Source organism: Amycolatopsis sp. cmx-8-4 (assembly GCF_046548675.1).
GTDB lineage: Bacteria > Actinomycetota > Actinomycetes > Mycobacteriales > Pseudonocardiaceae > Amycolatopsis.
In genome coordinates this window covers 107,689-119,300 of record NZ_JAEBDZ010000017.1, presented here as the reverse complement: position 1 = coordinate 119,300, position 11,612 = coordinate 107,689, and the positions used below count along the sequence as shown (strand labels likewise).

Here is an 11,612-nt window from a genome sequence, read left to right as displayed (position 1 = left end):
GGCAGTGTCATGGATCCCTCGGCCATCATGGAGGCGGCGAACGCCGCCGCGGAGCGTCTTACCGGCTGGACACCGTGGGAGTTCACCTGGGGGTTGATCAAGAAGGGGGACTGCACGATGTTCGAAGGAGCCAAGTGGACCCTGTTCCCCAACGGCACCGCCACCTTCGACGGCACCGTCACGAGCGGGGACGACGACGACGCGTGGGTGATCTGGCACGTCGACCTGCTGGACGCCAACTGGGCCGTCCTGGGCTCGCTGGCCACCGAGCACCCGGTCGGGGGCGACTGGCGCAAGTTCGTGCAGAACATGCCGAGCAGCGCGGAACGCTACCGGTTTCGCGCCTGGGCCAGCTTCGAAACCGGGCTGTGGAAAGACATCGCCTACCTGAAGATGTATTCAAGCTGTTGAAACAGTGGCCGGTTCCCAGGTTCGGGAACCGGCCACTGTGGTCTTTCAGGCTGGTCTTTTCAGGCTGGTCTTTTCAAGCCTGCAGCGCGGTCCGCGGCAGCTCGGCGGGCACCGGCGTCACCGCGAACGCGTGCACCGCGAAGCGGGCCGCGGGTTCGACGGCCCCGGGCAGCTCGTAGCCGTCGGCCGCGTCGACGTCGACCTGGTAGCCGAGGTCGCCGAGCGCGGCGACGGTGACCCGGCTCAGCGGGTTCGGCGCCGGGTTGACGAAGCCGGTCATCAGCTCGTTGCCGAAGGTCTCGTCCCGCCAGTGGACGTCCGCGGTGCCGGGCCCGCCGGTGTTCTCCACGGGCACCCGCACCGGGTCGCCCGAGCCGCCGCGCAGCTTGTGGTACTCGGCCATCGCGCCGGGCCCGGAGAACGTGGGGTCGGTGGTGCCCTTGCCGACCAGCAGGCCCTTGGCCGCCCAGAGCGAGCCGACGCCGATGACGTGGCCCATCTCGTGGGTGATCACGTCGCCGAGGATGCCCTCGGCCTCCATCTTGGCCAGGTCGACCTTGTCGAAGGTCATCTCGCCGCGGGCCGGCAGCAACGCCGAGGGCTCGGGACCGGCCGGCCGCACGTGGGTGATGTGCGCCTGACCGAGGATGTGGCCCGCGCCGTCGATGTCGGCGCCCTTCGCGACGATCAGCACGTCGTCGATCGCCTCGCCGTCGACCACGACCGACGGCAGGTCGCCGACGATCACCTTGGCCCACCGGTCCGCGGCCGCGGCGAAGGCATCCATCTGTGACTGCGTCAGCCCACCGGCGAACCGGACGGTGACGGTGAACGGCGACGTGGTCCCGGTCAGCAGCAACGCCCGCTCGGCGTCGGCCCTGGCGTGGTAGATCCCGTGTTCCGGCATGATCGTTCCTTCCCCATCGGCAGTGGTACCGATCGGATGCCGGAGCGGCCGGGGAAATACACCGCCCGGCGAACGGAGCGGGCGTCACAACCCGGCCACAACCGGGGTGCGGTACGCCATACCCCGGCGGCGCGCTGCTCCCGCGTGCCCGGACCCAAGGGGTGGCTCGGATGAGATCAGCGGTGCTCGCGGCGGTCGTGCTCCTGCTCGGCCTGGTGTCCGTGCCGGCCGCGAACGCCCAAGGGTGCGGTCCCGCGGCGGTGTCGGTGGCCGACCGGACGCTCTACGAGGGCACTCCCGACCTGAATCCCGGCTACACCACCTTCGGCTTCACCGTGTCGATCTCCCCGGCCGCGGGCTGCGCGCCCACCGGCGCGGTCTCCTACAAGACCGAGGACGGCTCCCCCGGCGCGACCAGCCCCGCCGACTACGTCCCGGCGAACGGGCGGCTGACCTGGACCGGCGACGCGAGCTCGCGGACCATTTCCGTCCAGGTGGTCAAGGACGCCGTCCCGGAGCCGAACGAACCCTTCCTGCTGCGCCTCTACGACCCCGTGGGGGTGACCCTGGCCGACGACCTGGCCGCGGGTGGGGTGCTCGACGACGACGGGGCCGGCGGGCCGCTCGTGGTCGTCTCGACCGACGGCGGGAAGATCTGCTGGAAGGTCTGCGCGATCGGCGTGCACCTGAGCACCCCCGCTCGGGCTCCGGTGACCGTGCACTACCGCACCCTGCCGGTCGGCGACGGCGTCCCGGCGTACGTGCCGGTGAAGGACGCGACCCTCACCATCCCGGTCGGCGCCAGCGGTGCCGACGCCGTCGTCAAGCTCCTCGACACCCAGAGCGAGTCCAAGTTCGTGCTGGAGCTGTTCTCCCCCTCGGCGGGCACGCTCGGCAACGCGCGGACGGAGGTGACGATCAAGCCCGGCGGTTAGCCACCTCACGGGCTTCGGCCGTCGCGTTGGCCTGGGTGTACAACGCGGCGGCCGTGGCCCACTGCCGGGCCGCGTCGGCCGGGCGGCCGAGCCGGGCCTCCAGTTCGCCGAGGTCGCGGTGCAGGTGCGCCTGTTCGTACCCGTCGGGCACCGTGGCCCGCAGCGCCAGCCCGCGTTCCAGGTGCTCCCGCGCGGCGGCCAGGTCGCCCGCGCCCAGCCGCGCGCGGGCCAGGTGTTCGAGCGCCGAAGCCTCGCCGTGCCGGTCGCCGACGTCGCGGCTGAGGTCCAGCGCCTGCCCGAAGTGCGCCAGCGCGACGGCGAAGTCGCCCTGGCCGAGGTGGGCGCGGCCGGCGTCGAGCAGCGACTCCCATTCGAGCCAGCGGTCGCCGATCGCCCGGCTCACCGCGATGGCCTCGCCGAGGTGGGCGAGCGCCGCCGCGTGGTCGCCGCGCTGCAGGTGCGCCTCGCCCAGCGTGTCGAGCGTGGCGGCCTCCAGGCGGGCGTTGCCGAGGTCGCGGAACGTGGCCAGCGCTTCCGTCAGCGGGTCGAGGCTCTCCCGCGCGCGGCCCATCCGGACGTAGGTGTGGCCGAGGTTGCGCTGGGACAGCGCGTGGCCGAGGTCGTTGCCCGCCTCCGCGTTGCGCGCCACCGCGAGCCGGTGCGAGGCGATGGCCTCCTCGAAGCGGCGCAGCTCGGCGTAGGCGTTGGCGGTGTTGTTGTGGATGTGCCCCTCGCCCTGGACGTCGCCGGCGGCCCGGGCCGTCCGCAGCGCGGCCGCGTTGGTGTCGAGCGCCTCCTGCAGCCGCCGCGTCATGAAGTACGCGACGCCCAGCGCCCGCAGCATCTCGGCTTCGGCCAGCGGGTCGCCGATCTCGGTCGCGGCGGCCGCGCCCTGACGGCACAGCTCGACGCGCGTGTGCCAGTGCCCGGCGGTGTCGTAGAAGCTGGTCAGCAGGTAGGTGAGCTGCCAGGCGGCTTCCGGGCGGCCGTGCTCGCGGGCGAACCGCACCACGGGCAGCAGGTTGTCGCGCTCGGCGGTGAGGAAGGCCAGCGCGGCGTGCCGGCCGGCCTCGAACGGGACGGCGGGCGCGGCAAACCGCGGCACCGGCGTCACGAGGTCGCGGTTCGGGTCGACGGCCCGGTTCGCCGCGGCCGCCGCCAGCAGGTACCAGTCGACGAGCCGGTCGCCGGTTTCCGCCCGGGCGGCCGCGGGTTCGTCGGCCCGCGCGCACTGCCGGGCGAACTCGCGGATCAGGTCGTGGAAGCGGAACCGGTCCTCCCCCGCGGCCGTGACGAGGTGCGCGGTCGCCAGCCCGGCGGTCGCCCGCTCCCCGGCGTCGGACGTCATCCCGCACAACGCCGCCCCGAGCGCGGTGGTGAACGTGGCCCCCGGGCTCAGCGCGACCCGCCGGAACAGCCGGGCCTGCGCGTCGCCCAGCGGGAGGTACGCGGTGGCGAGCACGGCCCGGACCGTGCGCGAATCCCCTTCCACCGCAAGGGTGTCGAGCCGGCCGGCTCCGGCCAGCTCGGCGGCGAGCTCGGCCAGCGGCCGCTTCGGCGTGCCCACCAGCCGGGCGGCCGCGATGCGCAGCGCCAGCGGCATCCCGCCGCACAGCCGCGCGACCCGGGCGGCCGGTCCCGGCTCGCGCCGCACCCGGTCGGCACCGAGGACGCGGTTCAGCAGCGCGAGGGATTCGGCGTGCGCGAAGGCGTCCAAGGCGACCGGGTGCACCGCGTGGCGGGTGCTCAGCGCGGCGAGGGTCTGCCGGCTGGTGACGACCAGCAGGGCCGGGCCGGTGCCGGGGATCAGCGGGAGGACGTCGTCGAGGCCGCGGGCGTTGTCCACCACGACCAGGCACCGGCGCCCGTGCAGCAGCGAGCGGTACAGCGCGGCGCGCTCGGCCGGGTCGCCGGGGATGTTCTCCTCCGGCACGTCCAGGCCGCGCAGCAGGTGCGCGAGCGCCCGGGCCCCCGGCATCGCCTCGGCCGCGTCCTGGCCGCGCAGGTCGAGGAACAGCTGCCCGTCCGGGAAGCGGGCCGCGACGCGGTGCGCCCAGTGCAGCGCCAGGGCGGTCTTCCCCATGCCCGCGGCACCCGAGATCACCACGACCGGCCGTTCGCTCTGGTCGAGGGACGCGTCCAGCGACGCGAGTTCGTCATCACGGCCGGTGAAGTGGCCGACGCCCGCGGGCAGCTGCGAGGGCCCGGCCGCGGCGGGCCGCGGCTCCAGCTCGTGATCGCGGCGCAGGATCGCCGTGTGCAGGGTGAGCAGCTCGGGACCGGGGTCGACGCCGAACTCGTCGGCCAGCCGCCGCCGCAGCCGCTGGAAGGCGTCGAGCGCGTCCGTGTGCCGGCCGCAGCGGTACAGCGCGAGCATGTGCAGCCCGGTCAGCCGTTCCCGCGTCGGGGCCGCGGCGAGCAGGCGCGGCAGCTCGCGGACCGCGTCCTGGTGGTGGCCCAGCCGCAGCTCGGCGTCCCAGAGGTCCTCCACCGCCGAGAGCCGCAGCTCGTGCAGGCGGTCCACCTCGCGCAGGCCCCAGCCGGACAGCGCCGCGTCGGCGAAGGCGTCTCCGCGCCAGAGCGTCACAGCGGCCCGCAGGGTCGTGGCCGCCCGCTCGACGGCGCCCGACGCGAGGTCCGCCGCGGCCGCGCGCACCTGCTGCTCGAACCGGTGCGCGTCGACCGTCGCGGGCGGGACGGTGAGCAGGTAGCCCGGCCCGCGGGTGACCAGGACCGCCGGGAAGCCGCAGACGTCCAGGGCCTGGCGCAGGCGCGCGACGTGGCTGTGCAGCGTCTTGACGGCCGTGCGCGGCGGATCCTCGCCCCACAGGACGTCGACGAGCCGCGGGATCGGCAGCACCGTGCCCGCGTGCAGCGCCAGCACCCCGAGCACGACCCGCTGCCGCGTTCCGTGCAGCGTCGCGAGCCCGGCCGGGCCCACGGCTTCGACCGGGCCCAGCACGCGCAGTTCCCCGGGTTGGGACACCCCCCAGCTCCTTCCCGCGCCGAAACGGCTCAGCGAGCGTAACCACGCCGATGCGGTGCGAAAACAGCCAACCAGCTGATCTGCGTGCGCACGACAACCCGTTCACAACCACGCGGGGCGACGCTCGGTGGCAGTCCAGCCCCCACTCCCGTGAGGAAACTCCGATGAGTACCACTCTGCGCCACCGGCGCCGCAGACCGTTCGCCGCCGCGCTCGCGGTCGCCGTCGCGGCCACGTTCCTGCCCGTGTTCACCGCCGCCGCCACCCCGGCCGTGGCCCCCGCCCCCACTTCGCCCTGCGGGCCGCTCGACGTCACCTTCGTCATCGACGACACCGGCAGCATGGGCCCGGCCCTGACCAACATCAAGAACGAGCTGGGCAACATCGCCACCGCGGTGCAGGCCAACTCCGGCAACGACTACAAGCTGGGCCTGGTGACGTTCAAGGACAACATCACCGTGCACAGCGACCTCGCCGCGCTCAACCTGGCCACGGTCACCCCGCAGATCAACGCCCTGACCGCGACCGGCGGGAACAACGAACCCGAGGCCTCCGACGAGGCGGTCAACACGGCCGTCAACAACCTGCCCGCCACCGGGCGGCCGCAGGTCGGCAACTTCGCCGGCGTCTGGCGCAGCAACGCGACGAAGATGGTCATCCTGGTGACCGACGCCCGGCCCGGCGGCTTCGACGACGCCTTCGCGGCGGCCGACCAGGCGAACGCCCACCTCCGGGCGGTCCAGGCGGCGACCAAGGGCATCAAGATCTCGTCGGTCTACGTGCAGACGAGCACGGCCTACCCGGTCATCCCGACGATCATGCAGGACTACGCCACCACGACCGGCGGCACCTACGCGGCGACGCCCGCCAGCGGCGCGGGCGCGGGGACCGCGATCCTCGACGCGCTGAAGAACTGCCGCAAGACGGACGTGTTCATCAAGGACGCCGCCGCGGACACGGGGGTCGCGCCGCACGCGCTGAACCCGATCTGGACGAGCCCGGACATCAAGGTGTGCGCGTCGCTGCCGCCGTGCGCCTCGATCAACCCGGTCGTCGGCGCGACGAACTACGTGGTGGTGACGCTCAACAACCCGGGCCCGTACGGCTCCGGCGCGTCGACCGGCCACGTGGAGGTCTCCTACACCGCGCAGGGCGGCGCGGCCTTGTGGCCGACGGACTGGGTCCCGGTCGGCTCCTCGGCGACGGTGACCGTGGCCCCGGGGTCCGTGCAGGTCCCGGTCGTGTGGGCCGGCGTCCCCGGTCCCGGCCACTTCTGCCTGCTGGCGCGGTGGATCTCCGCGACCGACCCGATGAACTCCCCCGAGCTGCCCGGGTCGAACACGCTCACCAACACGCGGAACAACAACAACATCGCGTGGCACAACGTGGACACGATCAAGCTCAAGCCCGGCGTGGGCACCACCCACCCGTTCACCCTCGGCAACCCGGTCGCCGACCGGCTGACCACGGACCTGGTCTTCACCCAGCCCGGCAAGCCGTTCGCGGGCGGGCCCGGCACGGTCGTCGTCGACCTCGGCAAGGTGCTCGCCGAGCGCTGGCGCCAGAGCGGCCAGAAGGGCGTCGGCGTCCGGCCGGTCGGCGAGACGCAGGTCGAGATCGTCGACCCGCAGCAGGCGACGCTGCAGGGTCTGGTGATCGAGCCGAAGGAACGGCTCGAAACGGCGGTGACGTTCACCGCGACCGACGCGGCGGCCGGCGGTGAGTTCGTGTTCCGGATGTCGCAGTCCGACGGCAAGGACGACCTCGGCGGCGTCGAGTTCCAGCTCTCCACCGACCAGTAGGAAGTTGTGCCGAAGGCCACCTCGGGCGCGTCCCGAGGTGGCCTTCGTTTTCTTCGCCGGTAAGCACTTCACGGCTGACGAGGCCCAAGGGCCGGCCGCCGGCCCTGCCCTGGAGTGAACCGGCAGAGCCGGCGACCGGCGGAACGCCGCCGCTTCGGCGTCCCCCGGCGGCGGATCTCCTGCAACCCGCCGCCAGGCCGGACACCACGAGGCGCGTCACCTCGTGGATGCGACGCGACCGCCGCGGCTCCGAGTTGGCGGAGCCGCGGCGGCCTGCTGTCACCGGACCACCCACGCGGGAGGGGTGAGGTGGCCCGGGAGATCCGGTGTTACTTGTTGGTGCCCGGGGTCAGCACCTTGTCGATCACGAAGACGGTGGCGTTCTTGGTGGGGATGTTGCCGCACAGGATCTTCGCGCCGTTGACGGTCATGTTGTCCCCGGTGCCCTCGATCTTCAGCGGGCCACCCGCGGCGTTCAGCGAGTCGAGCGAACCGGCCGAGGCGAGGCCCTTGGCGTCGTAACGCTTGCCGACGACGTGGTACTGCAGGATCGGCGACAGCTCGGCCGGCTTGCCCGCCAGCTCGTTGAACTTGGCGTCACCCAGCGCCGCGAAGGCCGGGTCGGCCGGCGCGAACACGGTGATGGCCGGCGCGCTGTTCAGGGTGTCGACCAGGTTGGTGGCCTTGACCGCGGCGACCAGCTTGGTCAGCAGCGGGTTCGTCGACGCCGCCGACGCGACCGGCTGCGGGCCCATCGAGTCCAGCGAACCGGGCGAAGAGCCCTGCGGCAGCTGGGAGCAGGCGGGGCCGAAGACGTCGGCGTTGGTGGTCACGCCGTCGGTGGCGCCACCGGCCGGCGCGGCGGCCGAGGAGGACATCGGGGCCGGCGCGGACGCGCTGCTGCTCGCCGAGCCCGAAGAGGCGGTGTCGTTGCTGCTGCACGCGGTCAGGGCCAGCGCGGCGACCGCGGTCAGGCCGATACCGGCGATACGAAGCTTGCTCATGCGAAATCACTCCACGGATTGCGGCGGCGGAGACAGTCCACTGTGGATCTGCCGGGGTACTGGCGGTGATTCGGCGCTCCCGCCGGACCGGTTTGGCCGATCGGCGGAGAACTTCACCCGGGTTGTTCCGGGTATGCCCTCTGTTCGCAGCCGGCGCGTCGCCGGACAGGTGGGTTTCATCATCTCCCTCGATCGAGGGAAGGAAGGCCACCTTGCAGGCCGTCGCCCAGCGGGCGGGGATCCGGTCGACGCGGACGATCTCCTACCACTTCGCGGGCAAGGACGACCTGATCGCGGCCGTGAGCGGCGAGATCTTCCGGATCATCGGCGAGTTCGTGGCCGGGCACGAGACGCACGGGGTGACGCAGCAACGCGAGCAGGCCGTGCCGATCAGGTTCACCGTGGTCTCGTGGCCCTGGACGCCGACGCTCGGGTCCGCCTGGAGGTTCTTGAGCCACGCCGGATCCTCGTCGGCGCCGCCTTTCGAGGCGACGACGACGAAGTCGTCCCCCGCGGTGCCGTAGATCACGCAGGTGCAGCGGGCCTCGCCCGTCCAGCGGCCGGTCGTGGCGAGAGTCCTTTCCGGTCAGGGAGCACGTCAGGCGAGTTCTTCGACCAGCCCGATGATGATGCCCTCGGGCCCACGAACGTAGCAGTACCGGCAGTAGTCCTCGTACCGCACCACTTCGCCGATGAGCTCGGCGCCGTGGCCGCGCAGGCGGTCGAGGACGTCGTCGACGGCGTCCACGACGAACGTGAGCCGCGGGATGCCCGGGACGTCCACCGACGGCCGCGGCGCGGTGGCCGTGGTCACCGGCGAGCGGAAAGTCGACAACTCGACCCGGCCGTGGCCGTCCGGCGTCCGCACGACGGCGATGTCCGTGCGGACGCCGTCCAGCCCGATGAGCCGGTCCGCCCAGTCGCCCTCGACGGATGCCTCGCCCTCCAGCTCCAGGCCCAGTTCGACGAAGAACGCGATGGCGGCCGCGAGATCCCCGACCACGACGCCGACGTGGTCCATCCGGTGGATCGTCATGCTGTCCTCCTGTGTCGCGCGGCCCTCGTGACCGCTCTTGCCCCGGGGACGGAACCGGCACGACGTTCTCGACACCCGCCGCGTGTGACCGTGGTCACCCTCAGAGACGGATGATGCTCGACAACGCGGGGAGGTGCCCGCTGAGTTCGTAACCGCCGATGTAGACGTTCTTCGCGTCCGTGGGGTCGTGCGAGGCGAAGGTGCGGGCGTTGCGCCAGTAGCGGTTGTACCGGAAGGCGTTGGACGTGCTGCGCGCGCCGGTGATCTCGTGGATCCCGGCGGCGGCTTCGAGGGCGGCGTCGACGGCGGCGACCTTGGCTCGGAAGCAGTCGACGATGCTGTCGTCTTCGCCGCCTTGGCCGGTTTCCAGGTGATCGGCCGCGGCGTGGAGCAGGGCGCGGGACGCGGCGAGCCTGCTGGAGAGGGCGCCGAGGCGACGCAGGATCAGCGGGTCCTCGGCTGGGGTGGCGAACTGGGGCAGCGAGCCGCGTTTCATGGTGCGCGTGTGCTGGACCAGGGCGTGCAGGGCGCCTTCGCCGATGCCCTGCAGCAGGCCGGCGTGCAGCAGCATCGCCGCGCCCAGGAAGACCGGGGAGAACGGCCCGGCGAGGGGCTGGTGCCGGCCGTCGGGGACGAAGACGTCCTGGTAGGTGACCGTCTGGCTGCGGGTGCCGCGCTGGCCCATGGTGTCCCAGTCGTCGTGCAGCCGCACCTGCGGGTGGGTTAGGTCCACCAGGACCTGGTGCGGCGTGGGCGGTTCACCCGCCGGCAGGCAGCGGACGGCGGCCACGCCGAGGCCGCCGCTGTTGGTGTTGAAGGACTTCGTGCCGTTCAGCACCACTCCGCCGGCCACCGGCCGCGCGGTCGTCCTGCCCGAGACGCCTGTTTCGGCGGCGGAGGAGACGAGCCGCAGGCCGTCGTCGAGCAGGCGGCGCGCCAGGTCGGCGCGGGTCGGTTCCGGCAGGCCGCGGTCCGGACCGAACAGCTCACGGGCCACCAGCGCGGTGGTGAGCCAGTTCTGCCCGGTGGGACCGTCGCCCGCGCTGATCTCCCGCACCGCCCGGATGATCGCGCCCCACCCGCCGCGTTCCGTGCCGTCCCACAGCCCGCCGTACGCGGCGGGCACGGCCAGCCGGGCCACGCCGATCCCGGCCAGCAAAGCCAGGTTCGCGGTGGGGTCCGCGTTGTCGCGGTCGGCGGCGAAACCACCCTCGGCCAGTTCTCCCCGGCGCTCCCGGACCGCGGCGATCAGGGCGCGGGCCTCCCCCTGCGTCGACATGACAGCTCCTCTACCCAGAGTCATATGTGAATGCGAACTCGCATTCGCTACTGTCGCGTCGACCGCGTGCCGCTTGTCAAGATCGCCGACCGGAGCCGCCGTACCATACCGGACATGTCCGAAGAGCCGAGCCGCGAACCGCACTACCGGGAACCCCGGCAGGCACGCAGTGCCGCGACCCTGGCCCGGGTCCTGCAGGCGGCCGGGGAACTCGCGTCCTCGCTCGGCCTCGAGGAGCTGACGATCAACGGCGTCGCCGAACGCGCCGGCGTCTCGGTCGGCTCGATCTACCGCCGCTTCGAAGGCAAGCAGCAGCTGATCACCGCGTTGACGGAGCGGATGCTGGACGAGCGCGAGGAGTTCGTGGCCGAGCGGCTGCGCGCGGCAAGGCCGTCACTGGCCGGCGTCGTGACCGCCTACGCGCACGCGTTGCTGCAGTCGTTCACCGACAGCAGCAACCTCTTCCCCGAGCTGCTGCGCGCGCGGGAAACCGACGCGCTGGCGCTGGGCGCCCGCACCATCACCGAAATCCACCGGCTCCTGCTCGACGCGGCCCTCCCCCACGCCGGGCAGATCCGGCGCGCCGACCCGGGGACGGCGCTGGACACCGTGGCCCGCGCCATCCTCGGCGCCTGCTTCCACAACTCCGTGCGGCCGGACAGTTTCACCGACGAAGCGGCCCAGCGCCGGTACGCGGACGAACTCGCCGACATGGCGATGGCCTACCTGCTCAGTCCCGGCCACCCAGGTTGACGTCGATCACCGGCGCGAGCTTCCGGAGCAGGGCGACGAGCTGTTCGCGCTCCGCGGGCGTGAAGACGGCGAACGCCTCCGCCTGACGTTCCCGGCGGCGGGCGACCAGCCGCGTCAGCCGTTCGCTGCCCTCCGCCGTCAACGCGACCAGCACCTTGCGCTCGTCCTCGGCCGAGCGCCGGCGCACCACCACCCCGGCGGCTTCCAGCTGCTGGAGCATCCGGGTGGCCGTCGGGATGGAGACGTCCGCGGCCGCCGCGAGCCGGCCGACCGGCAGTTCCGGCTCGGCGGCCAGGGGCTCGAGCATCGTGAGCTGCGGCAGCGACAGCCCGCCGTCCCGGTCCGCCCCCGCCGAGCGGGCCTTCCGCATCGCGAAGAACACCGTGTCGGCCGCGTGCACGAGCCGGTCGACCTCCTCGGCGGTGGGCGGGTGGTTGCCGGTCGTCGTCATGCGAGCTAGCCTAGCAAAGCAATAGTTAGCAACCTATCTATTAGGAGG

General features: G+C 72.7%; 11 protein-coding genes. 4 read left to right on the top strand and 7 right to left on the bottom strand.

What is annotated here, in order from left to right:
• The first annotated feature begins 9 nt into the window (after window positions 1-9).
• Window positions 10-411, top strand: coding sequence for a DUF6294 family protein (locus tag ACLJQZ_RS31380; RefSeq protein WP_410623451.1), 402 nt, complete (start codon window positions 10-12; stop codon window positions 409-411).
• A 73-nt stretch (window positions 412-484) separates the two neighbouring features.
• Here the strand turns inward: ACLJQZ_RS31380 and ACLJQZ_RS31375 are convergent, their stop codons facing one another.
• Window positions 485-1,318, bottom strand: a complete 834-nt coding sequence (locus ACLJQZ_RS31375; RefSeq protein ID WP_410623450.1) for a leishmanolysin-related zinc metalloendopeptidase — start codon at window positions 1,316-1,318, stop codon at window positions 485-487.
• A gap of 170 nt (window positions 1,319-1,488) precedes the next feature.
• Here ACLJQZ_RS31375 and ACLJQZ_RS31370 point away from each other — a divergent pair, with 170 nt between their 5' ends.
• Window positions 1,489-2,253, top strand: coding sequence for a Calx-beta domain-containing protein (locus ACLJQZ_RS31370; RefSeq protein ID WP_410623449.1), 765 nt, complete (start codon window positions 1,489-1,491; stop codon window positions 2,251-2,253).
• Here ACLJQZ_RS31370 and ACLJQZ_RS31365 read toward each other — a convergent pair.
• On the bottom strand, window positions 2,237-5,215 hold the full coding sequence (locus ACLJQZ_RS31365) for a BTAD domain-containing putative transcriptional regulator (protein WP_410623539.1): 2,979 nt from the start codon (window positions 5,213-5,215) through the stop codon (window positions 2,237-2,239). The two genes, ACLJQZ_RS31370 and ACLJQZ_RS31365, sit on opposite strands and share 17 nt — an antisense overlap.
• 188 nt (window positions 5,216-5,403) lie before the next feature.
• Between ACLJQZ_RS31365 and ACLJQZ_RS31360 the strand changes: the two genes are divergently transcribed.
• Window positions 5,404-7,041, top strand: a complete 1,638-nt coding sequence (locus ACLJQZ_RS31360; protein ID WP_410623448.1) for a vWA domain-containing protein — start codon at window positions 5,404-5,406, stop codon at window positions 7,039-7,041.
• 329 nt (window positions 7,042-7,370) lie between these two features.
• Here the strand turns inward: ACLJQZ_RS31360 and ACLJQZ_RS31355 are convergent, their stop codons facing one another.
• The 4 genes from ACLJQZ_RS31355 to ACLJQZ_RS31340 all read right to left on the bottom strand — a co-directional run bounded on the left by ACLJQZ_RS31355 (window position 7,371) and on the right by ACLJQZ_RS31340 (window position 10,360).
• Window positions 7,371-8,045, bottom strand: a complete 675-nt coding sequence (locus tag ACLJQZ_RS31355) for a fasciclin domain-containing protein (RefSeq protein WP_410623447.1) — start codon at window positions 8,043-8,045, stop codon at window positions 7,371-7,373.
• 262 nt (window positions 8,046-8,307) lie between these two features.
• Entirely contained in the window at window positions 8,308-8,574 is a 267-nt protein-coding gene (locus ACLJQZ_RS31350; protein ID WP_410623446.1) for a nitroreductase/quinone reductase family protein, read from the bottom strand.
• Window positions 8,575-8,643: 69 nt separating this feature from the next.
• Complete coding sequence (locus ACLJQZ_RS31345; RefSeq protein ID WP_410623445.1) at window positions 8,644-9,081, bottom strand: VOC family protein; 438 nt, start codon at window positions 9,079-9,081, stop codon at window positions 8,644-8,646.
• 100 nt (window positions 9,082-9,181) lie between these two features.
• Window positions 9,182-10,360, bottom strand: a complete 1,179-nt coding sequence (locus ACLJQZ_RS31340; RefSeq protein WP_410623444.1) for an acyl-CoA dehydrogenase family protein — start codon at window positions 10,358-10,360, stop codon at window positions 9,182-9,184.
• 114 nt (window positions 10,361-10,474) lie between these two features.
• On the opposite strand from ACLJQZ_RS31340, the gene ACLJQZ_RS31335 reads away from it, so the two are divergent.
• Window positions 10,475-11,113, top strand: a complete 639-nt coding sequence (locus ACLJQZ_RS31335; RefSeq protein WP_410623443.1) for a TetR/AcrR family transcriptional regulator — start codon at window positions 10,475-10,477, stop codon at window positions 11,111-11,113.
• On the opposite strand, the gene ACLJQZ_RS31330 is transcribed toward ACLJQZ_RS31335, so the two are convergent.
• Window positions 11,091-11,564, bottom strand: coding sequence for a MarR family winged helix-turn-helix transcriptional regulator (locus ACLJQZ_RS31330; protein WP_410623442.1), 474 nt, complete (start codon window positions 11,562-11,564; stop codon window positions 11,091-11,093). The two genes, ACLJQZ_RS31335 and ACLJQZ_RS31330, sit on opposite strands and share 23 nt — an antisense overlap.
• Between the last annotated feature and the right edge of the window lie 48 nt (window positions 11,565-11,612).